The 26,629-nt window shown below is 58.9% G+C and carries 29 protein-coding genes and 1 pseudogene; 10 read left to right on the top strand and 20 right to left on the bottom strand.

Translation table 11 applies throughout. The annotated features are described in order from the left end of the window. Positions 1-33 precede the first annotated feature (33 nt). Positions 34-456: a Fur family transcriptional regulator gene (locus QP027_RS08055; RefSeq protein WP_432418627.1), complete on the top strand. Its 423-nt coding sequence runs from the start codon at positions 34-36 to the stop codon at positions 454-456. On the opposite strand, the gene QP027_RS08060 is transcribed toward QP027_RS08055, so the two are convergent. Genes QP027_RS08060 through era form a run of 4 tightly spaced genes read right to left on the bottom strand, consistent with a single transcriptional unit; the run spans position 453 to position 3,929 of the window. Further along, positions 453-1,526 (bottom strand): VIT1/CCC1 transporter family protein, encoded by a 1,074-nt coding sequence (locus QP027_RS08060; RefSeq protein WP_284823909.1) that lies wholly within the window; start codon positions 1,524-1,526, stop codon positions 453-455. The two genes, QP027_RS08055 and QP027_RS08060, sit on opposite strands and share 4 nt — an antisense overlap. Then, on the bottom strand, positions 1,523-2,260 hold the full coding sequence (locus QP027_RS08065) for an isoprenyl transferase (protein ID WP_284823910.1): 738 nt from the start codon (positions 2,258-2,260) through the stop codon (positions 1,523-1,525). Before QP027_RS08065 ends, QP027_RS08060 begins: the two co-directional genes overlap by 4 nt. Positions 2,261-2,267: 7 nt before the next feature. Continuing rightward, positions 2,268-3,008, bottom strand: coding sequence for a DNA repair protein RecO (recO, locus tag QP027_RS08070; RefSeq protein ID WP_284823912.1), 741 nt, complete (start codon positions 3,006-3,008; stop codon positions 2,268-2,270). Continuing rightward, a complete protein-coding gene (era, locus tag QP027_RS08075; RefSeq protein ID WP_284823914.1) occupies positions 3,009-3,929 on the bottom strand; it encodes a GTPase Era in 921 nt (306 codons plus the stop codon). Positions 3,930-4,039: 110 nt separating this feature from the next. Here era and QP027_RS08080 point away from each other — a divergent pair, with 110 nt between their 5' ends. Beyond that, positions 4,040-5,122 carry an HNH endonuclease signature motif containing protein gene (locus QP027_RS08080; protein ID WP_284823915.1) on the top strand — a complete coding sequence of 361 codons (1,083 nt, stop codon included), beginning with the start codon at positions 4,040-4,042 and terminating at the stop codon, positions 5,120-5,122. On the opposite strand, the gene QP027_RS08085 is transcribed toward QP027_RS08080, so the two are convergent. Next, positions 5,119-5,673, bottom strand: coding sequence for a bifunctional hydroxymethylpyrimidine kinase/phosphomethylpyrimidine kinase (locus QP027_RS08085; protein ID WP_284823917.1), 555 nt, complete (start codon positions 5,671-5,673; stop codon positions 5,119-5,121). The two genes, QP027_RS08080 and QP027_RS08085, sit on opposite strands and share 4 nt — an antisense overlap. Before the next feature lie 166 nt (positions 5,674-5,839). Here QP027_RS08085 and QP027_RS08090 point away from each other — a divergent pair, with 166 nt between their 5' ends. From QP027_RS08090 to QP027_RS08120, 7 genes are all read left to right on the top strand, one after another. Next, on the top strand, positions 5,840-7,516 hold the full coding sequence (locus tag QP027_RS08090) for a TnsB C-terminal domain-containing protein (protein ID WP_284823919.1): 1,677 nt from the start codon (positions 5,840-5,842) through the stop codon (positions 7,514-7,516). Next, positions 7,510-8,427: a TniB family NTP-binding protein gene (locus QP027_RS08095; RefSeq protein ID WP_284823921.1), complete on the top strand. Its 918-nt coding sequence runs from the start codon at positions 7,510-7,512 to the stop codon at positions 8,425-8,427. The genes QP027_RS08090 and QP027_RS08095 overlap by 7 nt, the downstream gene beginning before the upstream one ends. Next, the gene (locus QP027_RS08100; protein WP_284823923.1) at positions 8,427-9,575 is read left to right on the top strand and encodes a TniQ family protein; all 1,149 of its coding nucleotides are present in this window, start codon (positions 8,427-8,429) and stop codon (positions 9,573-9,575) included. Before QP027_RS08095 ends, QP027_RS08100 begins: the two co-directional genes overlap by 1 nt. A gap of 131 nt (positions 9,576-9,706) precedes the next feature. Continuing rightward, a complete protein-coding gene (locus tag QP027_RS08105; RefSeq protein ID WP_284823924.1) occupies positions 9,707-10,348 on the top strand; it encodes a recombinase family protein in 642 nt (213 codons plus the stop codon). Between the two features lie 116 nt (positions 10,349-10,464). Next, entirely contained in the window at positions 10,465-10,767 is a 303-nt protein-coding gene (locus QP027_RS08110; protein WP_284823926.1) for a DUF2089 family protein, read from the top strand. Beyond that, positions 10,760-11,044 (top strand): hypothetical protein, encoded by a 285-nt coding sequence (locus tag QP027_RS08115; RefSeq protein ID WP_284823928.1) that lies wholly within the window; start codon positions 10,760-10,762, stop codon positions 11,042-11,044. The genes QP027_RS08110 and QP027_RS08115 overlap by 8 nt, the downstream gene beginning before the upstream one ends. A 106-nt stretch (positions 11,045-11,150) precedes the next feature. After that, positions 11,151-11,804, top strand: a complete 654-nt coding sequence (locus QP027_RS08120) for a CPBP family intramembrane glutamic endopeptidase (protein WP_284823930.1) — start codon at positions 11,151-11,153, stop codon at positions 11,802-11,804. 268 nt (positions 11,805-12,072) lie between these two features. On the opposite strand, the gene QP027_RS08125 is transcribed toward QP027_RS08120, so the two are convergent. The 13 genes and pseudogenes from QP027_RS08125 to QP027_RS08185 form a co-directional block, all read right to left on the bottom strand. After that, complete coding sequence (locus QP027_RS08125) at positions 12,073-12,582, bottom strand: hypothetical protein (protein ID WP_284823932.1); 510 nt, start codon at positions 12,580-12,582, stop codon at positions 12,073-12,075. Continuing rightward, on the bottom strand, positions 12,582-12,845 hold the full coding sequence (locus QP027_RS08130; RefSeq protein WP_284823934.1) for a helix-turn-helix transcriptional regulator: 264 nt from the start codon (positions 12,843-12,845) through the stop codon (positions 12,582-12,584). Before QP027_RS08130 ends, QP027_RS08125 begins: the two co-directional genes overlap by 1 nt. A gap of 473 nt (positions 12,846-13,318) precedes the next feature. Further along, a pseudogene (locus QP027_RS08135) lies at positions 13,319-13,561 on the bottom strand (pyridoxal kinase PdxY); the annotation flags it as partial. After that, complete coding sequence (gene pdxY, locus QP027_RS08140) at positions 13,561-14,412, bottom strand: pyridoxal kinase PdxY (protein WP_284823936.1); 852 nt, start codon at positions 14,410-14,412, stop codon at positions 13,561-13,563. The pseudogene QP027_RS08135 and the gene pdxY, both read right to left, overlap by 1 nt. A 48-nt stretch (positions 14,413-14,460) precedes the next feature. Continuing rightward, positions 14,461-15,795, bottom strand: a complete 1,335-nt coding sequence (locus QP027_RS08145; protein ID WP_284823938.1) for a hemolysin family protein — start codon at positions 15,793-15,795, stop codon at positions 14,461-14,463. Then, positions 15,795-16,373 (bottom strand): rRNA maturation RNase YbeY, encoded by a 579-nt coding sequence (gene ybeY / locus QP027_RS08150; protein ID WP_284823940.1) that lies wholly within the window; start codon positions 16,371-16,373, stop codon positions 15,795-15,797. The genes QP027_RS08145 and ybeY overlap by 1 nt, the downstream gene beginning before the upstream one ends. Further along, a complete protein-coding gene (locus QP027_RS08155; protein ID WP_284823942.1) occupies positions 16,373-17,377 on the bottom strand; it encodes a PhoH family protein in 1,005 nt (334 codons plus the stop codon). The genes ybeY and QP027_RS08155 overlap by 1 nt, the downstream gene beginning before the upstream one ends. A 10-nt stretch (positions 17,378-17,387) precedes the next feature. Continuing rightward, the gene (locus QP027_RS08160) at positions 17,388-18,092 is read right to left on the bottom strand and encodes a 16S rRNA (uracil(1498)-N(3))-methyltransferase (RefSeq protein ID WP_284823945.1); all 705 of its coding nucleotides are present in this window, start codon (positions 18,090-18,092) and stop codon (positions 17,388-17,390) included. Between the two features lie 3 nt (positions 18,093-18,095). Further along, positions 18,096-19,229: a molecular chaperone DnaJ gene (gene dnaJ, locus QP027_RS08165; protein WP_284823947.1), complete on the bottom strand. Its 1,134-nt coding sequence runs from the start codon at positions 19,227-19,229 to the stop codon at positions 18,096-18,098. A gap of 30 nt (positions 19,230-19,259) precedes the next feature. Next, entirely contained in the window at positions 19,260-20,276 is a 1,017-nt protein-coding gene (hrcA, locus tag QP027_RS08170) for a heat-inducible transcriptional repressor HrcA (protein ID WP_284823948.1), read from the bottom strand. A 47-nt stretch (positions 20,277-20,323) separates the two neighbouring features. Beyond that, the gene (gene hemW / locus QP027_RS08175; RefSeq protein WP_284823951.1) at positions 20,324-21,430 is read right to left on the bottom strand and encodes a radical SAM family heme chaperone HemW; all 1,107 of its coding nucleotides are present in this window, start codon (positions 21,428-21,430) and stop codon (positions 20,324-20,326) included. A gap of 3 nt (positions 21,431-21,433) precedes the next feature. Continuing rightward, entirely contained in the window at positions 21,434-22,105 is a 672-nt protein-coding gene (locus QP027_RS08180) for a hypothetical protein (protein ID WP_284823953.1), read from the bottom strand. Between the two features lie 105 nt (positions 22,106-22,210). Beyond that, positions 22,211-24,049: an AMP-dependent synthetase/ligase gene (locus QP027_RS08185; RefSeq protein ID WP_284823954.1), complete on the bottom strand. Its 1,839-nt coding sequence runs from the start codon at positions 24,047-24,049 to the stop codon at positions 22,211-22,213. A 118-nt stretch (positions 24,050-24,167) separates the two neighbouring features. Between QP027_RS08185 and malQ the strand changes: the two genes are divergently transcribed. Continuing rightward, on the top strand, positions 24,168-26,300 hold the full coding sequence (gene malQ, locus QP027_RS08190) for a 4-alpha-glucanotransferase (protein ID WP_284826987.1): 2,133 nt from the start codon (positions 24,168-24,170) through the stop codon (positions 26,298-26,300). A gap of 6 nt (positions 26,301-26,306) precedes the next feature. Here malQ and QP027_RS08195 read toward each other — a convergent pair whose 3' ends face one another. Together QP027_RS08195 and QP027_RS08200 are read right to left on the bottom strand one after the other, a co-directional pair. After that, positions 26,307-26,447 carry a hypothetical protein gene (locus tag QP027_RS08195; RefSeq protein WP_284823956.1) on the bottom strand — a complete coding sequence of 47 codons (141 nt, stop codon included), beginning with the start codon at positions 26,445-26,447 and terminating at the stop codon, positions 26,307-26,309. An 11-nt stretch (positions 26,448-26,458) separates the two neighbouring features. After that, the gene (locus tag QP027_RS08200; protein ID WP_284823957.1) at positions 26,459-26,620 is read right to left on the bottom strand and encodes a hypothetical protein; all 162 of its coding nucleotides are present in this window, start codon (positions 26,618-26,620) and stop codon (positions 26,459-26,461) included. Positions 26,621-26,629: the final 9 nt, after the last annotated feature.

Raw genomic sequence — 26,629 nt, forward strand, 5'->3', positions numbered from 1 at the left:
GAGCCACTTTGATCGAATGGCAAGGAGAATATGATGTCGCCACGTACCAACGTGCCAAAACTTGGCGCTCGTAACACCCGCCAACGCACAGCGGTGGTGAACGTACTTCGGGACATCGATCGATTCACCTCGGCTAAGGCAATTCATCGCGAACTTGAAGATCGCGAAGAGAAAGTCGGCCTCACCACGGTCTACCGCACCTTACAATCTCTGGCTGATATCCACGCCGTCGACGTTTTGCATATGGCCAGCGGAGAGACCCTCTACCGCCACTGCCTGACCGACGACCATCACCACCACTTGGTCTGTGGCACTTGCGGACACACCGAAGAAATCGAAGGCGGACCGGTGGAACAGTGGGCGCGAGACACTGCCGCAGCCCACGGTTTCACACTCACCGGCCACGATGCCGAGATATACGGCATCTGCCAGAGCTGCCAGAAAAAGGCTTCCTAGCCCACCACGGTGCCAAACAGGACACCGAGCACATACGTGATGCCCGCGGCACCTAGACCGATCGCCAACTGACGAAGCGCACGGGTCAGAGGCGGTTTGCCACTCAATACGCCGGTAACACCACCGGTGAAAAGAAGCGCGATCGAAACTAGCACCAAAGCAATGATTGCGCCGGTGGCCGGCGAAGCACCAAACAAAAACGGAATCAGCGGAATAAACGCGCCGGTTCCAAAGAAGACGAAAGATGACATCGCCGCGCCCCAGGCCGAGCCAAGGCCCTGCTGGGATTCGTCCACGTCTTCGTCGACAAGCATGCCTTGCTCAATTGCCTTGAAGTTGCGCTCGGCCTTGGCTTGCGCCTCGCGAAGAGACATCCCTCGGGCACGGTAGACCAAGGCGAGTTCATTTTGCTGGAAATCGAGCTTCGGCAGTAGGTTTCGGGCCTCAGGATCGGGGCTGGAGGCCTCGAGAAGTTCGTTTTGCGACTTCACAGAGACATATTCGCCCGCGGCCATGGACAACGCACCGGCAAGCAGGCCAGAGATACCAGTGAGCAAGATGATGTTCGTCGAAACACCGGAGCCCATTACGCCAAGAACAAGCGCAACGTTGGAAACCAAACCATCGTTCGCGCCAAAGACCGCCGCACGGAAGGAACCCGACATCCGCTCGCGCCCTTTCTGCGCGAGCGCACGCACCACCTCGGCGTGCATCGCCTCATCAGCGGCAATCTGATCAGGTGCGTCCTCGTCTGCAAGATACGGTGTGCGCTGCTCCGCAGACTGCATCAACGCCAGCGCGAACACCGAACCGAAGTGACGCGCCATAAACGCCATAAAACGCGTATGCAAATCCGGGCTTTGTGGCATTCCCACTTGGTCGCCAAGCTTCTCGCGCCAGTAATTCTCGTGGCGCGACTCCGCTTCAGCGATTCCCAGCAGGATCTCGCGCTCTTCACCATCACGTTTACGGGCCAGCTCCCGGTACACAGCGGCTTCGGCCCGCTCATTTGCGAGATATTGACGCCACCTCTTTACCTGCTTTTTAGTCGGCGCCTCAAGCTGCGTCACTTTGTTCCTCCGAATCGGCGATCACGCTTTGCGTAGTCCAAGACGGCATCGTACATGTCCTGCGGAGTGAAATCCGGGAACAATTTGTCCTGGTACACCATCTCAGCGTACGCCGATTGCCACAAAAGGAAATTCGATGTGCGACGCTCGCCAGACGGGCGCAAAAATAGGTCTACGTCGGGCATATCCGGCACGTACATGAAATTCGACAGTGATTCTTCGTTGATCTGTTCGGGGCGGAGGTTTCCGGCACGGGCTTCGTCGACAAGCATGCGGGCAGCATCGACGATTTCAGCGCGCCCTCCATAGTTGACGCACATCGCGAGCGTCATCGCGGTGTTGTCTTTGGTCAACTCCTCCGCGATCTCGAGCTCCTTGATCACGCTACGCCACAGACGCGGGCGACGACCCGCCCACACGATGCGGACGTTCTTCTCATGCAACACGTCACGCTGGCGACGCAAAACATCGCGAGAAAATCCCATCAGGAATCGCACCTCATCGGCCGACCTGCGCCAGTTTTCGGTGGAGAAGGCGTACGCCGACAACCACTTCACCTCTCCCAACGCAAGGCACGCGTCGACGCAATCCATCAGGACCGCCTCGCCACGCTTGTGGCCTTCTGTACGCGGCATGTCCTGGTTTTGGGCCCAACGGCCATTGCCGTCCATCACCAACGCAATGTGTTGCGGGATGAACTCGGCAGGAATATTTGGAGGAGGTGTTACAGTCACTCCCCTATTATGCCTGCTCCATGATCTTCAGACTCTTAATACCCTGCTCGACATGCCACTGCAGGTGCGCCGAAGTCAGCCTGTGCGCCTGCGCAGCAAACGTCGCCGTGGCCATCGCCTCTGCAGCCGCCATGTGGTCATGCTGGAGAAGCCACATGAGGTGCAATGTTTCCTCATGCACATCCGCGGATCCCTGCGGCCGACAATTGTTACACACGGCGCCTCCCACAGCCGGGTGAAATGCCCGGTGCGGGCCCTGCCGCTGACACTGCGCGCAGTCAAAGAGGGAGAGTCCCCAGCCCGCATGGTCGGTGGCACGCAAAATAAACTTATCGACGATCACCGTCGCGTAATCGACCCTCTGCAGCTCCTCGAAACTCGCTGTTACCTCATCGAAGAGAAACGGGTCGTTGTCGCTGTCGGCATAGGAAAGGCGCTCGGCGGACTCAAGGATCGCGCAACCGGCGGCGTATTTGTCGAAGTCATCGATAATGCCTGACCCGTAATAGCGCACGGTGTCGGCTTGGGTAATCGTCGCCAAGTTGCGCCCCGGGTACAGCTGCACATCAACGTCGACGAACGGCTGCAGTCTCGATCCGAAGCGCGACTTCGCGCGGCGCACGCCCTTCGCCACTGAGCGGACGAGGCCGTTATTGCGGGTGAGCAGCACAACGATGCGGTCGGCCTCACCAAAATCATAGGTGCGGATAACCACTGCTCTGTCCCGGAATGACTCGCGAAACGCCATCTAGAAACCGAGCCTGCCCAGCGACTTCGGATCGGACTGCCAGTTCTTTAAGATCTTCACTCGCAAATCGAGGTGCACGTTTTGATCCAGCAAAGCGATGATTTCCTTACGCGCGCGCTGCACCAGGCTCTGGAATCGACGCCCATCCTTGCCCTCAATGATGCGCTTCTGCCCCGGGCGCTCCAAGTACAAAATGGCATGAATCACCAGTTTGTCAGGGTTGTTCTCGTCGGGCAGCATCTCGTCGATTTCAACGGCTACGGAGTGCGGGAGCTCGTCGCGAAGCCCCGAGAGGGCCGCTTCACGGATGAGCTCGCTGATGCGGGTCTCCATATCTTCGTCGGTGACGTGGTCGGTCGGGTAAAAACGTGGCCCCTCAGGAAGCTGCGCGGCGATCACGTCCAGCAAGACATCGAGCTGTGTGGCAGTGGTAGCGGACACCGGCACGACGTCTGCCGCCCCTCCGAGCATCTCGTGCAGCTCGATCAGTTGCGCGCCGACCTGGTCCTTTGTCGCCTTATCCAGCTTGGTCACCACACCAATCACGGGCGTATTGGGCGCGAATTTGCGCACGTTGTCCAGAATCCAACGGTCGCCGGGGCCGATCTTCTCGTCGGCGGGAACTGTGAGGCAAATGAGGTCCACGTCAGCGTAGGTATCCTGCACGACTTCATTCAGACGCTTGCCCAAGAGGGTGCGCGGCCGGTGGAGGCCTGGAGTATCCACGAGGATGATCTGCGAATCATCCCGATTGACCACACCACGGATGGGCCGACGGGTCGTCTCAGGCTGATCGGCGGTGATCGCGATCTTCTCGCCGACAAGCGCGTTCGTCAGCGTCGACTTTCCCGTATTTGGGCGGCCAACAAAACTAACGAAACCAGAGCGGAAGCCCTCAGGCGTATCCGTGAACATATCCATAGTCCCTCAGTCTAGCTTTCTATCCACAGGCAATGCCCGTTCGGACACGCTATCCACAGGTTTTTCGGTACGCACTTGCCAGTTCCTTTTCGCCCCCTACAGTCAGGGGCATGAACCTACTTGAGCAGCACGCGCAACTCAGCGCCCGGGCCATGGACTTGATCGAGTCTGCGGCTGGCATGGGCGTCGCCGCGCTGTGCCGTCTCGGGTACGACGTCCCAGCAGCAAAACAGCTCGTACGCTTAGCGACGACCTATTGCGACCCTGCGTCTTCTCCACGCAAGCAGAAGGTCGCTCGTGAGCTGGCTCGCCAGAATGGGCACACAATGAACACGCTGCTGCTCGTCGAGAAGCATGTGAAGGCGTTGGTGAACAAGGCCAATGCTTGGCGACTCCGCAAGGACCTTTGCGGCCACGATGCGGACTATCATGCTCTGAATCAGTTCGCGAAGCAGCAAGTAGAGTTCTACAACGGGCCGCAAGAGGTCAAACCCGCGCGCACGCAGGCCTCGGTGTCGAATCCGTCAGAGCAACTCGACCGCACCTTGCACTTGACTGGCCCAGAGCATCGGGTGGCTTCACTGGTTGATCGAGCTCGTGCTTACGCTAAAGCAAATGACGTGAGCTTTGCCGAAGCGCTTTTCTGCCTCTTCGAGCGCGGTGGCGGCTCGACTACTCTCCGCACCCCTGCTGTCATTATCTCGATCAAAGACCTAGCTCGCGTATACAGTCACGATGGCTCTGAAGTCATCCTGTCGCTCACCGACGGTTCCCGCATGACTGGAAGCGACTTTATCGCCTCAGTCTTCGCCGACTCAGGGTTCACGATGCTCGTCGATCCGATTGAGGGACCGGTCAATCTCTACCGCACCCAGCGATTCGCGTCGGAAAAACAACGCATCATGGCTGGCCTAGAGAACCCAGTGTGCGCGTGGCCTGGGTGTGGACGAGGCGCCGACTCATGCCAGGTCAACCACAATGACGCTTGGCAGTACGGTGGGAACACAAACATCGATAATTTAGCCACGTGCTGCGCGTATCACAACGGTATCAACGACGACGAACAAACCGGCCGAAGACGCGGCTACCTCACAAGGTCAGAAGGCGAAATACGCAGAGTTCCGCCAGGGACTAGCCCTCCTGAAAGAAACGAACACCCCACCGCCCGTGGAGGGGCCATGCGAATCGTCTAGACGCGCACGGCCCCAAATGACGACCGCGGCGTGACAATAAGCTCCTGCTCGGCGATCAGGGGCATTTCAGGCAGCCCTGCGCTCACGGTCGCATACACCATGTCATAAAGCGTGCCAGCCATGTGTTCCAAGGCGGCTTTGGGCCCCTCGCGATGAGTGGCCGCAACAATCGCCGCGGCCAAGTCGCCAGTTCCAACAGTCTTGCCTTTAAGGCGTGGCGTTTCAACGTACCACGCCTCCTCTGGCCATCCTGCCAAATTTCCAATTCGCCCGGGCTCAGCTTCGCATGATGTCACGATGCAGCGATCATTGAGGGATCGTGCGGCGTCGATCGTTTCGCTTATCGACGAAAGCCTCCGCCCCGACAAAAGCCTCAGTTCCCATTGATTCGGGGTGATGATATCTGCCACCGGAATGATCCGTTCACGCAGCACCTCAGGGATCTTCGGCATCACGAACGAGCCAACCTCTTCGTTACCAATTACTGGATCACAGATATAAACCGCATCCGGGTTGGAAGCCTTGACCTGTTCCGCCGTCGTGACGATCACCTCAGCGTTACCTGGCGATCCAAGATATCCTGTCGAAGTCAGAAGGCGATTGCACCGACAGGGCCTGCTGAGCAGGCCTGTGCACACGTCTTTTGACCCCTATCTGGTCACTACCCGCGTGCACTAGGCTGAAGATGTCAGAAGTCCCCTTCCCAAGGAGACAGGGATGGACAGCGGCCACGAAGGCATGAGTGCAACTCAGCATCTGACGATGTCCGACTCTGACTGGGAAAAGGCCCGAGCGCAGGCGCGAGTCATCGCCGACCTAGCGGGACGAAGTGAGGTCGGAGTAGCTGCCGCTGATGAAGCCGCTGAGAAGCTGGGAGTATCCCGGCGTCAGATCTACCTTCTGCTTGGCCGTTACCGCCAAGGTACTGGTCTAGTCACCGATCTCCTTAGCGGCCAATCAGGTGGTGGGCGGGGCACAAGCCGATTACCCGATGAGGTGGAAGAGATCATCCGGGACACGATCCGCACCCGCTTTCTGTCTCAGCAAAAGCGCACGATGGGATCCGTGCACCGGGAAATTATCCGGATCTGCGCCCGACGGGGGCTGCCCGTTCCCTCACGCAATACGGTCATTGCCCGCATCAAACACATGAACCCGGTGGAGGTAGGCCGACGCCGAGGCGGACCGGACAGTGTGCGCCCGCTGCAGTCCGCGGGAGGCCAGCCCCCTGTTACCGAGGACATTCTCGAACAGATCCAGATCGACCACACCGTCATTGACGTGATCGTCGTTGATGACCGGGAACGTCTTCCTATCGGCCGGCCGTATCTGACGGTCGCGATCGACGTGTTCAGCCGCTGCCTTCTCGGGATGGTGGTGACGTTGGAACCACCGTCGGCAGTCTCCGTGGGTCTGTGCCTGGCACACGCTGCCCGAGACAAACGCCCTTGGTTAGAGCAGCTCGGGCTGGATGTTGACTGGCCGATGAGTGGGAAACCGAGGGCCTTGTATGTCGATAACGCGCGGGAGTTCAAAAGCGAAGCGCTGACCCGCGGGTGTCAGCAGCACGGGATTGACCTGGATTATCGCCCTCTCGGGCAGCCGCAGTACGGCGGGATCATCGAACGCGTCATCGGTACCGCGATGCAGGAAATCCATGAGCTACCGGGCACGACGTTTTCCAACCCGGTTCAGCGCGGCTCCTATGATTCCGAGAAGAAAGCCGCGCTGACCATGGCTGAGCTGGAGAAATGGTTGGTGTTGGCGGTGGCGAGCTATCACGGAACGATGCATCGCACTTTGGGTCAGACCCCGGCCGGCAGGTGGGAGAACGGGGTGGAGAAAGCCGGGAGACCTGCGGTGACGAGGCGCCCAACTGCATTTCTGGTGGATTTCTTGCCCGTGATCCGTAGGTCATTGACCCGTACGGGGTTTGTGGTGGACCACGTGCATTATTTCTCCAATGCGCTCAAGCCCTGGATCGGCCAGCGAGGTGACCTGGAGAAGTTCATTATCCGGCGAGATCCCCGCGACATCAGCCGGATCTGGGTGCTCGAGCCAGGCGGTGGGGCCTATCTCGAGGTGCCGTACCGGACGTTGTCGAATCCGGCCGTCAGTGTCTGGGAGCATCGCCAGGCGCTGGCCCGGTTGCGGGAACGCGGCCAGTCCCAGGTCAATGAGCAGGTGTTATTCCGCATGATCGAGCAGATGCGCCAGATCGCGGAGACGGCCGAGAAAACCACCAAACGCACCAGACGCGAGCAGCAACGCCGTGCGGATTCACCGGCCCGACCGCAGACCGTGCCGTCGCCACCGTCACCTCCTGACGATGCTGTCGACCTGGGCGGCCCTGCCCACCGGGGTGTTCGATTCGAGGAGATTGAGCAATGGTAAACAGCCAGGACTATCCACCTTGTGACCTGTCGCACCTGTACCCGAGCATGCACATGGTGGCCATGCTTCCCGCAGCGGAGCGTATCGAACAGATCCGGGCGGACAGGTGGATCGGGTACCCGAAGGCCGTGGAGGCCGTGGCCCGGTTGGAGTCGTTGCTGGGATGGCCACGCAAGCAGCGGATGCCGAATCTGCTGGTGATGGGCCCGACGAACAACGGAAAGTCCATGATCATCGAACGATTTCGTCGTCACCACCCACCACAGTCCTTACCGGAGCGGGAACACATTCCGGTGGTGTGCGTGCAGATGCCCTCGGACCCGTCGCCACTGCGGTTTTATACCGCCCTGCTTGCTGCCCTGGGCGCACCGGTACGCCCGCGCATGCGGCTTCCGGATCTGGAACAGCTGGCGCTACGACTCCTGCGGGAGGTAGAGGCGAAGATCCTGGTCATTGACGAGCTGCACAATATGCTCGCCGGCCAAGGCGGCGTGCGTCGGGAGTTCCTCAATCTCCTGCGGTTTTTAGGCAATGAGCTGCGCATCCCCATAGTCGGGGTGGGTACCCGGGAGGCGTATCTGGCGGTGCGCTCGGATGATCAGCTGGAAAACCGCTTCGAACCGTTCATCCTTCCCGTCTGGGAGGCCGGGGACGACACCCGCTCGTTGCTGGCCAGTTTCGCGGCGTCCTTCCCACTGCGCCGGCCCTCGACCATCGATACCGACGACATGATGACCTATCTACTGGCTCGTAGTGAGGGCACGATCGGGGAGCTGGCACATCTGTTGACCACGGCGGCGGTCGTGGCAGTCGACAGTGGGATCGAGTCGATCAACCAGAAGAGCCTGGCCATGGCCGATTATGCCGGGCCGAGCGAACGGCGCCGGCTATTTGAACGGGAGCTACGGTAATGACGCGCTGGCCGATCCATCCGCCACCGCTCGCAGGAGAGGCCCTAACCTCATGGCTGGGTCGAATCGCGGCCGAGTACCACCTCAGCGTCGACGATCTCGTCTTTGACCTGGGCTATGTCCTTGATCCCGATGCCGATCTCGACCTTGATGCCCCGGAAGGGCTGATCGAGCAGCTTTCCCTGCGCAGCGGTGTCAGCGGCGAGCGCATCCAGATGATGAGTATCCGCGGTTACGTCCCCTGGCTCGTCGACGATCTTTCCCCTGCTCCGGAGACGTTTGCCACCTACGCCCGGCAGTTTTCCGTCCTGTTGGCCCCGCGTCGGCGCCAGAAACGCGCGGTGGGCCCCTGGACGGCGTGGCGAGCGCAACAACGCTACCACCGTTTCTGCCCGGTCTGCCTCGCCCAGTCGGCGCCAGCGTATCCCTACCAGCTCTTTTGGTCGTGGCCGGTGATGTTGAGCTGCCCTTTCCATTACTGCCGGTTGGAGGAGTTTACCGGGGTACACGGCCATTACGATTTTCTCGAGCCCCTGGCCCCGCCCTCCACGGTCTATCCACCAGGTCATCCGGTGGCCGTCATGGATGCCCGGACCTGGCAGGGGCTGACCTGCGGCTACGTGGACCTGCCGCGACGACGAGTCCATGCCGGCGTCTGGTTCCGACTGCTACGCACCATCATCGACGAACTGTGCGCCACCATCTCTGAGTGTGGCACCGCCGCCCAAGTGATACGTGCTGTCTGGGAGAAGACAGGGTATGAGTATCGAGCTGGGATATGGACGTGGCGACCTTATGAACGTCTGCCGTGGTTCCAGCAAAGCAGGGTTCTTGAGGCGGCCGCAACCGCGATGCGTCTTCTCGAGTCGTCCGACCTTATCGGACGGGGCCAGCAGGCCGCCTTGTTTCTTCCCGAACCCGATGAGGAGGTTCATCCCGGGCGCCCGCGATCAATGAGACCTTCCCCGGTAAGTGCGTGGGTGGAATTGTGGCCGGCCCTTACCGACGCGATCGAGGAAGCCCAACGTGATCCGGAGATGGCCCGCCGTCTATTTAACTTCATCGTCGCTCTTCGCCGAAAAGCTGAGAAGTATGTGCAAAGTGTCCGAGACAATTTTGAGGACCTAGGTATCCCAACCAAATTTTAGTCACTTTATTCTTTTTTCATACCGTTCACTTAACGTAGAATAAATAACGCGTTAAGTGACAATTTTTGTGGACGTGGGCCCATGGTAAAAAAGTGTCACGTAAACGTTCGTATAAGTGATGGGAAATAGCTATGACTCTGATTGGTTACATGAGGGTTTCAAAAGCGGATGGGTCACAATCCACTGACTTACAGCGTGACGCCCTACTTGTTGCTGGAGTGGATCCAGATCACCTATATAAGGACAAGGCGTCGGGCAAAAAAGAAGATCGACCAGAATTAGCTTCGTGCCTGAAAGCACTTCGCCCCGGGGACACCTTGTTGGTGTGGAAGCTTGATCGGTTAGGTCGTAATTTGCGGCATCTGGTCAATATCGTTCACGATCTCACCGCCCGCGGCGTCGGACTCAAAGTACTCACCGGCCAGGGCGCGGCGATCGACACGACCTCGGCACAGGGCAAGCTGGTCTTCGGGATCTTCGCCGCCATGGCCGAGTTCGAACGTGAGCTGATCTCTGAGCGGACGAAGGCCGGTCTCGAGTCGGCCCGGTCCCGGGGACGCAAGGGTGGACGGCCATTCAAGATGACCCCCGCCAAGGTGCGGCTGGCGATGGCGTCAATGGGACATCCGGACACCAGCGTCGCGGCACTCTGCAAAGAACTCGGGATTACCCGTCAGACTCTCTACCGCCATGTCTCACCGACGGGGGAACTGTGCGAGGACGGGCGAAAGCTGTTGACCGGCGGGAAAAAGACGGATTCTGGCGTCGTCTAGAAACATCAAAAGGCGCTGACTCAACACGTAGGGCAAGACCAATTAGGGCTCCGGTGGCGATCTCGCCTAAACTTCAATATTATTAAAGTAGAGTTCAATAATATTGAGTTGGGTGGATGATGACCGACAACAATTGGATTGACGCACTATCGGATGCGGATCTTAAATTCGTGCGTTCTTTCATCCTCTCCTCCGGGAGTTTGAAGGAGCTGGCACGAGTCTATGACGTGTCCTACCCGACTATTCGACAACGCTTGAATCGCATCATCGACAAAGTCACGCTTGCCGGCACCGAGCAGGACCCGTTCATCCGTAACCTGCGCTCGTTCGCAGTCGACAGCAGGCTACCTGGAGAAACGACGGACTCAATCATCGAGCTCTACCGGACGTCAATGAAGGAGAAGAAAACTGATGAATGAGTTATTACCGGTCCTGGTTGGCGTTGTGGTCGTCTTTGGCGGCCACTACCTGCTGTCCCGGTTCGGCCCCACCTGGGCAGGGGCGGTTTTCCCGGTGACCTGGGTACTTCTTGTCGGCTGGTTGCTCTTTGAAGGGCAGATGAATTCCCTGCGTGACTGGCTCATGGCGGCCGTGGGATTCCTCTGCCTCCTGTCGGTGCACCGAGGAGTTTACCGTGCTCGAGAAGAAAAGTTTCAGCGTGAGAACGATAAAATCGACAACACGATCATCCAGTAGAACTGGTCACAGCACTCTCATGCCGCACGCCGTAGATCGACAAGGCCACCCGCCCCGAAAGAAGGAACCCTCTGCCAGGACGGCTCTCCTCTCCCTGGTAGCTGTGGTGGCAACCACGATTGTGGTTTTCGGCTCAGCGCTCGTCTGGCTCCTGCTCGTTTCCGAGCCTCGAGATTGGTTTGTCCCCGTCATCGTTGCCGCGATATGTCTGCATGCGCTAATCATCTTCACGCTCATCGCCGTAGTGCTACGCCGAGAAGGTCTGGGGTTGTCCGATATCGGATTTCATCGGCCAACTCTCCGGCTTCTACATCTGACCTGGCAGATCCCGGTCATTCTGATCCTCTTGATTTCAGTCCAGGGAATCATGTTCGTGCTGACCGGAATCGACCCGGCAAGCTATACAGACTCTCCTGCAGGCACCTCGTCTACGTCCCCGGTGACAGATATGACACCACTAACCATCGCTGCTGCTGTGGTCACTGTCGGGGTGCTGGTGCCTCTATGGGAGGAGATGCTTTTTCGCGGCGTGATCTTCGGATTCCTCCTGGGCCGGGGCGGGGTATTCACTGCGGTCGTGGCGAGCGCATTAATCTTCGCCCTCACCCACGTTGCTCCCATGCTGTTTGCTTACCTGTTCACCCTGGGTATTGCTCTCGGACTTCTCCGGGTCTTCCACCGAAATCTCTGGGGCCCACTGTTGCTGCACGCGGGAATCAACACTCTTGTTACGGCGGTATCCGCAGCAGCACTGGCGTAACCAGCAATTGTCCACGCTCGCCGGCAAGCAAAATCACCGCTCACAATCGTCAGCTATCAGCTACGAGTCTTTCACCTGCAAGAAAAAGTAGGCCACCTGTGCCAGCGGCTCCTGATCCTGACGATATTTTCCCCCTCGGGAGGATGATCCATGAGAGGTAGTGGCCGTCTATGGGTCTTTCTGGAACGCTGGGTTTATCCCCATCGGAGTCTCCTCGGCTAGCGCGAACACTTCGTCTTCCGAAAAGAACATCAGGCAAAGTCGGAAGTCACACCGCTCGGCCATGTGAGATGAGTTCATCTCGGTTGACTTCGGAGGCAATCAGGCGGGTCACGGCAAAAGGCACACGCACGAGAAATGCCGTGGCTAGGTAGCCGGCAGCACGAATCAACTCGGTGAGCATAGTGAACGGATCCTCAAGGTCGAGTAGCCGTACTGCAGGCAACGCCCACAGGACAACAGTGACGAACATCAGACCGACCATCGCGACAGTGAATCCGGACCGGCGGGCCCGGTGCAAGCGATCCAGCTGGTACTCATCCAGTTCACCCTCCCGGATATCTTGTTTCTGGACCTGCGAGCGCAGCGCAAACATGCTGAAGCTTGCCCCTATAGTCCCGACCACCCACAGGGTGAAGCCCCAACCCACGCTGATGAAATTAATCACGGCAGCCAGGATAATGAGGCCAGAGAGCCCGTCGGCGGCAAGTATCAAGAGATTGCGGCGGGCGACAATGGCGGGCGTCGTTGATCGGGGGGAGGTCTGTCTGGTGCTCATCACCGCTCCTTGGCGTAGATGTCTGCGGACATGGGTGTGAACTCAGTGCGGGAGAACACCGCTTCGACCGGTAGTTGGAATACTTCGCACATGCGGAAAGCCAAGTCAAGGCTGGGGTAGTAGTCGCCACGCTCCAGGGCGCCCACGGTTTGGGGGTTGGCCTCGATCAGTTCGGCGAGCTGCAGGCGTGACATGTCTCGTTCGGTGCGAAGAACCCGGATACGGTTATAGATAGGCCGTGAAGGACGTTTCTTTGGGCTCACACATCATAGTATTGTATAAAAGCAACGTTCTGTCAAGTTTTAGGGCGAGTCTGCCTCTCTTCGCAGGGAGTGAGCACCCGATCATTTCCTTCGTGTTCGCCTCACCGTGCTGGGTGGCACTGTCGTAACAGCGCCGTCGTCAGTTTTAGAAGTCAACTGGTAGCGCGGACATTTTCGTTAACTCCGGGATCGACCGGTCGGTCGTGGCCAAGTGTCATGTTGGGCGAAGCTGCATGGCTTCATCATGGGAGCAACCAGACATACACCTATGCCGGTAAAGAGGACTTCTGAGAATCGTGCAGACGACTTCTGGAAACAACAGTCTACCGGGCACTGCGCAAAGAAACTGGGGGCATTAGCTACGCGGCAGAAGGAACCCTCGACGTTCACATAACCGGACATTGCGGCAAAACGGCCCTCGGAATCTGTGCAATCGTCTTCTGACATTTGTGCAAATGCCTTCTGACCCTGACATATCCCGAGAGACAAACATCTACGCGTGAGAAAACCCCTCGAGCCTCAATCCCATCGATCACCGACTGGATTTGTTCCGCAGAGAACATGGGTCCTCCCCAGTCTGGGTATTCGGTGTGGTTGGAGAAATTTACCGTGTTAACCGACCAGACCTCATGGCCGAGCCTTTGCATTGGAAACACGGCTGCTGAGTTCCCTACATGCCCATACGCCACTGCGGACTGGATCGACAGGATGTTCATTAGATTTCGCGGACTTCAAACTGCAGGCGCGGGTTGGCGTATGCCTCTTGGGACTCGATGAGGAGGAGTTCTGGCGAATCAGCCTCGTAAGTTGCCTCGACTAGGTCAAACACTGATGACGCGGTTTTCGCCAAAGCATCCGCCGCATCGCCGGAATTAATGTAATGCCCAGTAAACAAGGCCGCAGTAACGTCGCCGGAACCGTTGCGCTTGAAGGGAAGATAAGGCGTTTCGACAATCCACTTGCCCTTGTCGTCGACAACGAGCATTTCGACGGTTCCTGATTCTCGGTCGGGCCTCAAAACACTAGTGACCAGAACGGTCGAAGGGCCCATCTCACGGGCTGCTTCCACGGCTTTGAGGGTCGAATCCAGATCAGTCGCCTCCATCCCAGTGAGGTAACCCAGCTCGAACTGATTGGGTGTGATGATGTCCGCCACTGGAACAACTTTGTCGCGCAGCAAAGGCGGAATGTTATCAGAAACGTGGCAGCCCGACTTTGCGTTGCCCATAACCGGATCGCACGCGTACACCGCGTTTGGATTAGCAGCTTTAACTCGTGCAACAGCATCGATGATGACGTCCGCAATATCGTCGCCACCTTGGTAGCCGGACAAGACAGCGTCCACTTCACCCAAAACTCCACGGTTCTCGATGCCTCGGATCACACTCGCAACGTCGGAAGCAGGAATCATAGGACCTCCCCAGTCGCCGTAGCCGGTGTGGTTTGAGAAGTTCACCGTATACACCGGCCATACCTCGTGGCCAATGCGCTGAAGAGGGAACACGGCTGCGGAGTTGCCAACATGACCGTAGGCAACTGCGGACTGAATCGAGAGGATATTTTTCATGCCCTCTATGATGCCCCTCACTGCTATACGGCTGCGAATCAGGGTGAGTTATTTCTCGCCCTGGTCGTCACCTTCCGACTCCGCAAGCGCTGGAACATCAACCAAGACGCTGCGTACCTTCATGCGGCCTCGGCGATCACGTCCGCCCTCCGCGGTGAAACGCACGCCCTCAATGTCCACGTGCGAGCCTGGAAGAGGGACTCGTCCAAGGCCGTAAGAGATAAGTCCTGCAACGGTGTCGACTTGGCCCACAGTGTCATCGTCGAATTCGAGTTCGAAGCCTAAGTGATCGTCGAGGAACTCCACTAGATCCTCAAGGGAAAGGCGAGCCACTGCGCGGTACTGGCGAGGGGCGATTTCTTCGATCGGCGCAACCTCGCTCTCGTCGTATTCGTCGGTGATTTCGCCAACGATCTCTTCGAGAATGTCTTCCATGGTGACAAGGCCGGCGATGCCGCCGTATTCGTCGACAAGCAAAGCCATGTGTGTGTTATCACGCTGCATTTCATGCAAAAGCTCGTCGAGCGGCTTGGACTCCGGAACGAAAAACGGTGCGCGCACGATGTCGGCAACGGGCACACCACGTCCGCCGTCGGTGCGGTGGTAGGTTTCGGCGACGATGTCTTTAAGGTATGCGACACCAATGATGTCGTCGACGTTTTCGCCGATGATCGGCACGCGCGAGTGCCCTGAGCGGATCATTAGGTTAGTCGCCTGACCAGCAGACTTGTCGGCTTCAAGCCAAATCATCTCGGGACGTGGCACCATGACGTTCTTTGCGAATGTCGAGGCGAGGTCGAAGATGTTTTGGATCATGCGACGTTCGGTGACTTCGACGATGCCGTGTTCTTGCGCAATATCGACCATTTCGCGCAGCTCAACTTCCGTGGCATAAGGTCCGTCGCGGAAGCCGTGGCCAGGGCTGATGAGATTGCCAATCCAGATAAGCAGCTTCGAAAGAGGGCCCATAATTCGATTGATCACCGCGAGCACTTGCGCAGAGTGCAGGGATACCGAATACGGATTGCGTTTGCCCACCGTGCGGGAAAACGTACCGACCACACCGAACGTCAAGAGGGTCACTGCGGCGATCGCTGCAGTAATCGCCCAAGCATCCGAGCTGATGAGGTCCATCGTCATCATCGCGGCAAACACTGCAGCGGTTGCGTCAAGGATCGTTTTGATCATCACCAGCAGGTTGATGTGGTTTGCACGGTAATTTAGCACGCGAAGTAGGCCCGGCGCGCCTCGGACCTCGTCTTTGACCATGTTCTCCACCCGCGCGCGCGAAATGGAGCTGACCGCCGCCTCAACCGTTCCCACCAGTCCAGAAAGCAGCATCGCCACGATCGCGACGATGCCATAGAGGGCCCATACCTCCACTAGTTCTCGCCCTCTTCTTGCTTAGCGACGAGCCCATCCAGTTCCACCCGATCCGCCGCCGAGGGGAACGCGTGCTTTCCCGCTGGCTTCGGCTGGTACTCGGTATCTCGGCCGGCGAGGTCGTCGTACCAGTCGGCGAGGATTTCGTTCTGCAGGGCGAACATCTCGCGTTCGTCGGCGGGCGTGGTGTGGTCGTATCCCAAAAGGTGCAGGCACCCGTGCACCGTCAGCAGCGCAAGTTCATGCCCGAGAGGGTGTCCCGCGGCGCGCGCCTGTTTGTCGTCGAATTCCGGGCAGAGAATGATGTCGCCGAGCATCGCGGGCCCTGGCGACGCGGCATCGGGCCGTCCGCCTCCCGGAGTCAGCTCGTCCATGGGGAAGCTCATGACGTCGGTTGGTCCCTCGAGGTCCATCCAGCGCACATGCAAATCAGCCATCGTGTCGGTGTCAACCAGGGTAATGGTGACCTCGGTGTCTGGATGAACGTCCATTGCCGAAAGCGCGTAGGAACAGACGTCGACAAGCATCTCTTCATTGATGCCGTCGTAGCCAGATTCGTTAAGTACTTCGATGCTCATTAGGATTCCTCATTTGTGCCCGCTTGAGGGGCTGTGTTTTTTGCCTCGTGCTTTGCATCGTAGACATCGTATGCATCCACGATGCGGCCAACGAGGGAGTGTCGAACGACATCGCCCGATCCGAGTTCCGCGAAATGGATGTCCTCCACTCCGCTGAGAATGCGCCGTACCAGGCGCAAGCCCGAGATTTGGCCGCGCGGCAAGTCCACCTGGGAGATGTCACCCGTGACGACCATTTTTGTGCCAAATCCAAGGCGGGTCAAAAACATTTTCATCTGCGCCGGGGTGGTGTTCTGTGCCTCGTCGAGGATCACAAAGGCGTCGTTGAGGGTGCGTCCGCGCATGTACGCCAGGGGTGCCACTTCGATGATGCCGGCCTCCATGAGTTTCGGAATCATCTCGGGGTCGAGCATGTCGCGCAGGGCGTCGTAAAGGGGGCGTAAATAGGGGTCAATTTTATCGTTCAGGGTGCCGGGCAAAAATCCCAGCTTCTCCCCCGCTTCGACAGCTGGACGGGTCAAAACGATGCGCTTGACCTGCTTAGACTGTAGCGCCTGCACGGCTTTTGCCACGGCGAGGTAGGTCTTGCCCGAACCAGCCGGGCCGATTCCGAAGACGATGGTGTTTTCGTCGATTGCGTCGACATAGGTCTTCTGACCCGCGGTTTTCGGGCGGATCACTTTGCCCCTGCGCGAAACAATCTCCGCACCGAGCATGTCCGCAACCGAATCCGGATTATCAGTCTCCATGATATTCACCGCGTGCGTGACAGCATCAGGGGAGATAACCACACCTCGACGCGCCATGGATTCCAACTCCGCTAACACTCGCGCCGCGCGAGCCACCGCATGTGATGGCCCGCGCAGGGACACCCCGGTTCCTCGGGCGAAAAGGTCGACCCCGACGAGGTTGCCGAGCACTTTCAGATTCTCGTCGTTAATCCCGAACACCGACTGCTCGTAGGCAGAATCCAGCTGAACTGCATGCGACATTACCTCTGTCATGCGTCACAGCCTACCAGCGGGTTGTCAACGCACCGATGGCAGCAAGCCCCACCGCAGCCGCCGTCGCCGTGCGCAACACCTCAGGCCCCAGCTTGACGCTTGTGGCCCCTAATAACTCCAGCTCATCAGCACCGATGCCACCTTCAGGGCCCACAATGAGGAAGACATGATCGGCGAAAATGATGTCTTTGAGGGAGCGTTCAGCATCTTCGTGCAAAACGAGCGCTTGCTTGTCGACGATCGCCTCGCGCAGCTGGTTTGTCGTTACCGGGTCGTGGATCGCGGGGACGAATGCGCGGCGCGACTGTTTGGCAGCTTCACGGGCCGTGGCCTGCCATTTCTCGACATTCTTGGCCACTCTTGGCCCCTGCCAGCGCGCAATCGTGCGATGCGAGATCCACGGGATGATGTCGTCGGCCCCAGCTTGGGTGGCAAGATCAACGGCCAGCTCAGACCGTTCGGACTTTGGGATCGCCTGGACGATCGTGACCCGCGGAGAGGGCCGATTTTCAATGCCGTGCTCTACGATGTCGCCGGTGAGCATATCCTTGCCGGTGGTGGCGGTGACGTGCAAGCGTGCCCAGCTACCGTGGCCGTCGACGAGCATAACTTCTTCGCCTGGCTGGATGCGTTTGACGGTGACTGCGTGGCGCCCCTCTGCACCTGCAAGTTGGCCGGAGAGGGGCGATTCTGTGATGAAGTACGGCAGCGACATGTTTTAGCGCTTAAAACGGTCGCGGATGCGGCTGAAGAAGTTTCCGTCGCCTTGGTCCGTTTCGATCTCGGTGATGTCGTTGTCTCGCGCGGTGCGGAGCTTCTCTAGGGCTTCGCGGGACTTATCATCAAGGTCGGTTGGGACGGTGACTTGCACGTGGGCGATCAAATTGCCACGACCTTCTGCGCGCAGGTGTGGCATGCCTTCGCCTTCGAGGACGATTTGCTCGTTGGGCTGGGTGCCTGCGGGGACATTGATGGTGAAGTCCTTGCCGGCTAGGTCAGTGCCATCGATGTCCACGCCGAGGGCGGCATCGAGCATCGGCACGCGGAGCTTCATGTGGAGGTTGTCGCCTTCGCGGTAGTAGGTGTTGTGGCGCTGGGTCGTCACCTCGACGTAAAGGTCGCCGGCCGGCCCACCGCCGTGGCCGACTTCGCCTTGTCCCGCCATGCGGATGCGCATGCCGTCAGAGATGCCAGCCGGCACGGTGACGGTCAGGTCGCGGCGTGCACGCATCCGGCCCTCACCACCACACTTCTTGCACGGATCGGGGATAATTTCGCCGAAGCCCTGGCATTTTGGACAGTCCATGGTGGTCATGACATTGCCAAGGAAGGAACGCTGCACTTCTTGGACCTGGCCTGCTCCCTGGCAGTGGTCACAGGTGACGGGCGCCGCCTTGGATTCGGAGCCGGTTCCTTGGCAGGAGTCGCAGACCACCGCGGTGTCTACGGTGACGGATTTCTTCACGCCAGCGAATGCTTCTTCGAGGCTAATGGTGGTGCGCAATAGTGCATCAGCACCAGGCTGGACACGGGAGCGCGGGCCACGCGCGCCGCCACCTGCGCCGCCGAAGAAGGCCTCGAAGATGTCGCCGAAGCCGCCGAAACCGCCGGCGCCTCCAGGCATTCCGCCCCCTTGTTCCATTGGGTCGCCGCCCATGTCGACGATGCGTCGCTTCTCAGGGTCGGTGAGCACTTCTTGTGCTACGGAAGCTTCGCGAAATTTCTCCGCGGCTTCCTCGCTTGGATTCACGTCTGGGTGGTACTTACGCGCGAGTCGTCGATAAGCCTTCTTAATCTCGGCATCGGAGGCGTTCTTGTCCACCCCGAGAATCCCGTAGTAGTCACGAGCCACAGTTATAAATCCTTCTATCTAATAAGTTTGTTATTCGCCTGCAAGGACGCGGCTGATGTAGCGCGCCACGGCGGCAACCTTTTGAATGGTACCGGGGTAGTCCATGTATGTGGGACCGAGCACCCCAAGGCCGCCGAGAGTTTCCCCGTCGGAGCCATACCCGGCCGTCACCACTGAGGCGCGGTGCAGCTCGATTTCTTCGTTTTCTTCACCGATGCGCACACTCACGCCACCGAGCTCCGGCACGTTGGCCAGCAATTTCAGCACGACGACTTGTTCTTCCAGCGCGTCGATGACCTCATGCAGCGAGCGCGGCAGATGGGTGAGGTTTGCGGCACCCGCGATGATGAGCCTGTCGGTGGGTTTTTCCACCAGCGTCTCAATCAGCACGGTCGCCGCCCGCATCACGTGGTCGGCGATTTCTACGGGCGCAGCCACGGCAAGCTCGGCGAGCGAGGCCGAAGCGTCGGTGAGCGTTTTGCCAAAGAGCGCGCCGTTGAGCAGGTCGCGTAGGGCAAACACGCCGGCATCGTCGATCGGTCGTGCGAGCTCCACGTTGCGTTGATCAACGCGCCCGTTGTCGGTGATCAGCACTAGTAGCAGCCTGTGCGGGGAGAGCGCCACCACCTCACAGTGCTTCACGCGAGACACGGTGAGGGTCGGCAATTGAACCACCGCGGCTTGGCGCGTGATTTGCGCGAGCAGCTGCGCCGAACGCCGCAAAACGTCCTCTAGGTCAACGCCACCTTCGATGAAATCGATGATCGCCCGGCGTTCCACCGCGGATAGCGGCTTGATGTCGTGCAAACTATCTACAAACGCTCGGTAGCCTTTTTCGGTGGGCATCCGCCCGGACGATGCGTGTTGCTGCTGGATGAACCCTTCTTCTTCCAGCACCGCCATGTCGTTGCGGATGGTCGCCGACGACACTTTAAGGTTATGCCGATCGACCAGCGCTTTCGAGCCGACGGGTTCTTGAAGGGCAATGAAGTCAGCCACGATCGCACGCAAGACCGCTTGGCGTCTTTTTTCGGTCGCACTGGCCATATCTGGCACTCTCCTTCCCTGACTGCTAACCCTACTGTAATCCTCGATTACTCAGCTGCCAAGATATCGGTGATGATGCCGTCGGCAAGCAGCCTGCCGTGATTGGTCACACGCACACGCTTATCGACGACCACCCTGCCCGCTTCCTCGTGTAACGCCAAGACGGACTCAGCGCCGGGGCCTATCCACTCGCGCGGGATTCCTTCCTTCAGACGCAGGCCCAGCATGATCTTTTCCATGTGCTCGTCGGCTTCGGTGAGCTGCTCACGGTCTTGGATCGGGAGCTCGCCTGCAGCAAGCATCTCGTTGTATTTCTCGGGCCGCTTAACGTTATAAAAGCGCTCGTTACCCACGTAACTGTGCGCGCCAGGACCTGCTCCCCACCAGCGACCCCCGCGCCAGTAGATCAGGTTGTGCTGGCATTCTCCGCCGGCCTTGGCCCAGTTGGATACCTCGTACCACCCGAAACCTGCGTCCTCCAAGGTAGAGGAAATGATGTTGTATCGGTCCGCGTAAGTGTCTTCGCTTGGAGCCGGCAACTCACCCCGACGGACCTTGCGTGCCATGGCGGTTCCGTCTTCGACAATCAGACTGTAGGCACTGACGTGGTCCACGTCGGCGGAAAGAATATGGTCCAGGGTGCGGCGCACGTCGTCGTCGGTTTCGGTGGGCGTGCCGTAGATCATGTCTAGGTTGACGTGCTCAAAACCTGCGCGCTTGGCTTCTTTCGCAGCCTCCACCGCACGACCAGGCGTGTGCGTCCGATCAAGCACCTTCAAGATCGGCGTAGAGGCAGACTGCATGCCCAGGCTCACGCGGGTAAAGCCGGCCTCGCGGATGCCTGCGAAAAATTCTGGGCTTGTCGATTCTGGATTTGACTCCGTGGTCACTTCCGCGTCGGAAGCCAATCCAAAAGACTCCCTCACTGCGGTCAAAATGCGGGCGAGGCCTTCGTCGCCAAGCAAGCTCGGCGTGCCGCCACCGATGAACACGGTGTCAGCAACAGGTCCTTCGGCTAGTGCCAACTCGCGCTCAAGACTGTCTAGGTACTGGCCGTAGGAGGAATCAACCTCAGTGGGCGTGTAGGTGTTGAAGTCACAGTAGCCGCAGCGGGTCGCACAAAATGGGACGTGAATGTAGACGCCGAAAGCCATAGATTAAGCCCCGCGCAGCGAACGCTTCGCAGCCACCTTGGCCACGATCGCGTCGATGCGAGCACGTTCCTCCAAAAACGCCGGCGGGTTGGAGCCACGCATGGTGCGCGCGAATGCCGGATGGTCGTGCACCACGGTTTCGATCCAACCAGTCACGGCGACTCGAACGATGTCGCCGATCCGGGCGTAAAGGTGAGGCAGGGACACGACGCCGAGCTCGCGAGCGACCATGTCGGTTTGCTCAAGCACAAACTCGACAATTTCGCTTAAGTGCTGGGTGACCAAGTCTGTACGAGAAATCAAGCTGGTCTGCATGTCGTCGACGCGCAAAAGAGCGCCGCTGACTGGGAAAAGCTCTTCGAGGCCTCGCGCATCAAGCAGCTCCGGCTCGGGGACCTTTTCCTCATCCGAGGCAGATGCTGAGAGCACGCCTGCCCGCACGCCGGAGGTCAGTGCCTGGCGCAGGCCGATGAGCTCGCCGATGATAGCGCGGGCATCCACGCGGGCGTCCTCGATGATTTCGTTGAATTCCGCCAGGCAGTCCTCGGTAAGTTCCCCGTCATAATCGGCGATTGCTTCCGCGAGGTGCTCGATGTATTCGGCCACCTCATCGCCGATGTTGTAGATCTCTTGGGTCAGTTCACGGTGGCGCAACGTAGCCGCGATTTTTTGCACCGAGACCCCCTTCAAATGGATTCAAGTAAAGCTTGAGAGTTTGACTTCCGCAATAGGACTCTATTGCACTCAAGTGTGAAAATCCGGACGGCGCGCCGGAGATTCTTATCGCTTGTACAGCTTGTCGATATCTTCGGCGAAGCGCTGGAACACAACATTGCGCTTGACCTTGAGCGTTGGGGTCAGCTCATTGTCTTCCTCGGACAAATCACGGTCTAGGATCCGGAACTTCTTGATCTGCTCGGCGTGGCTCACGGTGGCGTTGGCCATATTCACCGCGTCTTGAACTTCCGCACGCAAGGCGATGTCCTCGGCCAAATCGCGGACCTGCTTGTTCTCAGGGATATTGCGATCGGCCTTCCAGCGCGCCAGCTCGTCCGAGTCGAGGGTAACCAAGACCCCCACGAACGGCTTGCCGTCGCCGACGACCAGCGCCTGCGAAATCAACGGAGCCTGGCGGATGATCTCCTCCATCGGCTGCGGCGAGATGTTTTTGCCGCCCGCGGTGACGATGAGATCCTTCTTGCGTCCCGTTATTGTGATGAAGCCGTTGTCGTCGATCTCACCCAGGTCGCCGGTGTTAAACCAACCATCTACCAGCGATTCCTTGGTTGCTTCGTCGTTGTTCAAGTAGCCGGTAAATACGCCGGCACCCTTGATCAGGATTTCGCCGTCGTCGTTGACCATCGCCGAGTATCCGCCCACAGGCTTGCCGACAGAGCCGATTTTGGTCTCTTCCCCAAAGTTCACAGCGGCAGCGGCGGTGGTTTCTGTCAGACCATAGCCCTCGTACGCCGGCACGCCCATTCCTCGGTAGAAGTGCCCAAGCTCGGGGCTCATCGCCGAGCCACCGGTAATGCAAAAGTCCACTTGGCCGCCAAGCGCATCCTTGATCTTGCTGTAGACGAGCTTTTCAAACAGATTGCGCTGCACCTCGAGCTTGCGAGAAGGGCCGGCCTCGGTGTCCAGTGCCTTGGAATATTCGATCGCTACTTTCTCTGCACGACGGAAGAGTCCAGCCTTGATCGCGCTGCCATCAGCCGCCTTGTTGTAGGCAGCGTTGCGCACTTTTTCAAACACGCGCGGAACACCCAGCACAAGGTGCGGTCGCGTGCGCTGCAGCTCCATCGTGAGAGTGCCCGGATCATTCCAGTGCGACTGGGTGCCACCAGCGATGGTCACGGCGAGGGAGACCGCACGCGCCAGGACGTGAGCCATCGGCAGGTACGTCACCATGCGCATGCCGGGACGTGCAATCGCACCAATCGGGTGAGTCTGCAGACCGCGAATCTGGTGGATCCAGTTCTTGTGCGTCAAGATGCAGCCCTTTGGCTTGCCCGTGGTACCTGAGGTGTACACCAGCGAACCAAGATCATCCTGCTTCACATTGCGGATGCGCTCATCCACCGCTTCGTCGGTAATGTTGCGCCCCTCAAACTTCAGGGTGTCGATCGCAGACGCATTCAATTCCAGTACGCGGCGCAGCTTGGTTGGCGAGCCGATGATGCGCGGTGAGCCTTCGTCGTCAAGCACGAGGTTGGTCATGAGATCGGTGTGCTCGCGTGATTCGGTGATCGCCAGGACGGCGCCGGAGTCTTCGATAATCCACTGCACCTGGCTGCCTGACGACGATGGGTAAATCGGTACGACAGCGCCGCCGGCCGCCCAAATCGCATAGTCCAAAAGGCTCCACTCATAGCGGGGGGTAGAAAGCAGTGCTACGCGGTCGCCAGGCTCTACCCCGGCGTTGATCAGGCCTTTGGCTACTTCATAGATCTCGTCGAGGAATTCGCCCGCGGTGACGTTGACCCACTCATAGTTGTGGGGGCGGGTAAATAGAACCAGATGAGGGTTGGCCCGGCACAGTCCGATCAGTGCGCTGAGGCACGTTTCTGTGGGCGCCACCGTGAAATCGGCGGGTGTTTCGAAGAACGCTTGAGACATGGCCGGGGCCTTTCTGGATTTTGTACGGGTTCTAGTTGTTCTACCCTACCTTCGCCCGTCGGCTTATCGGTAGAAAGACGGCGCGAGCCGGTTTTCTTTGGCAAGATGGTGCTTTGTGATGAACGTAGAGCTTTTGAACACCCTTGCCAACGCGTACGGACTGTCCACGTCCTACACGGATTCCGAGGGCAAATTGGTCACCCCACCTGCGGAGACGCTGTTGAAGCTCCTGCGCTCAATCGGTGTTGACCTTTCAGAAGAGCCTTCTGACGACGAGCTGCATCAGGCTCTCGAGCGCCACCGAATTGTCGAGTCGACACGTCCACTCCCCGCTTCCGTCGTTGCCGTGGCCGGCGAGGAGAAGCAGTTCAACGTGCATGTCCACCACGGAGCCCCGGCTAATGTGTGGGTCACGCTCGAAGACGGCACCCGTCGCGAGTGCTACCAAGACGAAAACTGGTCCCAACCCGTCGAGCGTGACGGCATCCAGTGGGGCGAGGCAACCTTCCACCTGCCGGGAGACCTTCCCTTGGGCTGGCACCGCCTGCATCTCGAATCCAACGGAGACCAGCAGTACACCACTTTGATCATTACGCCCGATCGCTTGTCGACGACCGACCGCTACATCGACAGCCCCGTCTACGGCGTAATGGCGCAGCTGTACTCTGTCCGTTCGCAGAAATCCTGGGGCATCGGCGATTTCAACGACCTTGGCCAGCTGGCAGAGGTCTTGGCGAAAAACGGTGCAGACTTCCTGCTTATCAACCCGGTTCATGCGGCGGAGCCTTTCCCACCGGTAGAGGATTCCCCGTACTTGCCGACGACCCGGCGCTACGTCAACCCGATTTACATCCGCGTGGAAGACGTGCCGGAGTTTGGCAACCTCGACGAAGAGGCGTTGACCCAGGTTGGCGAAATTGCTTCTGCCCTGCGTTCAACGAACACCTCCGCAGATGTCATCGAGCGCAACCCGATTTACGACGCGAAACTGTCCACGCTGCGCGAGATCTTCTTCACCCAGTTCAGCGCTGAGCGTACTCTCGAATTCGAGGACTTCATCGCGGAGCAAGGAGAAGGCCTTGAAGCCTTCGCCGAGTGGTGCGCACGACAGGAGCTTACCTACGGCCCGGACGCTAACCGCCACGCGGTTGACGACGAGGTTCACGAGCTCGCACGTTTCTACATGTGGCTGCAGTTCCTTGCCGATGAGCAACTCGCGGAAGCTCAGGAACGGGCGAAGAAGGCCGGTATGAAGATCGGCATTATGACCGACCTCGCGGTGGGCGTTCACCCAGGTGGCGCCGATGCCAACACCCTGGCGCATGTGCTTGTGCCTGATGCCTCGGTAGGCGCGCCGCCAGACAACTACAACCAACACGGCCAGGATTGGTCGCAGCCGCCGTGGAACCCAGTGCGCCTAGCCGAAGAGGGCTACGGCCCTTGGCGCGACTTGCTGGCAACCGTGCTGCGAAACTCCGGCGGTATTCGCGTCGACCACATCCTCGGACTGTTCCGCCTGTTCTGGATGCCACGTATGGAGCCACCGACAGTGGGCACCTACATGCGTTTCGATCACGAAGCAATGCTCGGAGTGCTGGCTCTTGAGGCCGAACGCGCAGACGCTGTCGTCGTTGGTGAAGACCTTGGAACCTTTGAGGACTGGGTGCAAGATGCCCTCGCCGCCCGTGGCGTAATGGGCACTTCGGTTCTGTGGTTCGAGTCGTCACCGTCGCAGGAAGGTCCTCGTTTACAGCACGAATACCGTCAGCTAGCACTGTCGTCGGTGGGCACTCACGATTTGCCTCCAACCGCTGGCTACCTCGCTGGCGTACACAACGAGCTGCGCGAACAACTTGGCCTGTTGGATGACGATCTAGAAGAGGTAGATGCGACTGACGCGAAGTGGCAGGGCGAGGTCCTTGACGCTGCGCGCCAGGCCGGAGCTTTTGAAGGAACCGCGCTGGCGAACATGACATTTTCGGATCGCTCCCGCACCCACCGCGGCGACATCGACGATCTCTTGGTTGGCCTCAACCGCTATATCGCGGGCACTTCGTCTGCTTTGACGTGCACCAACTTGGTGGACATGGTGGGCGATCGTCGCGTGCAGAATCAACCCGGCACCAATTCGGAACAGTACCGCAATTGGTGCATCCCGCTGACTGATGGCAATGGCAAGTCCGTGCTCATCGAGGATCTAGCATCGCTGGATTTGTTCAAGCGCGTCGCAGAGGCATCGAAGCGCTATTAACAAGCATTAGAAGAGCCCGATCAGTCCCGCTACCACGACTAGCGCGAGGAGAATCCACAGCGACTGGGTGACCCGGGACTGCGGGTACTTCCGCTTTGCTTTCGGAAGCTTCATGTCTTGCTTCCGCAGATTTTCAGGGTTGGCCATAATCTGCCACCTTACTGTTTCTTTTTGAGTTTCCCGAATAGCGCCCCAAGGCGATCAATCGCGCTTAAAAGGAGCACCGCACCTACGCCCGCCAGCGGCATGATGACAAGCAGCATGACGGGTAATTGGATCCAGATGCTGGCTTGGGTGAGATCAACAAGTAGCTCTCCCATTATGACCCC

This window comes from Corynebacterium breve, from assembly GCF_030252165.1.
Classification (GTDB): domain Bacteria; phylum Actinomycetota; class Actinomycetes; order Mycobacteriales; family Mycobacteriaceae; genus Corynebacterium; species Corynebacterium breve.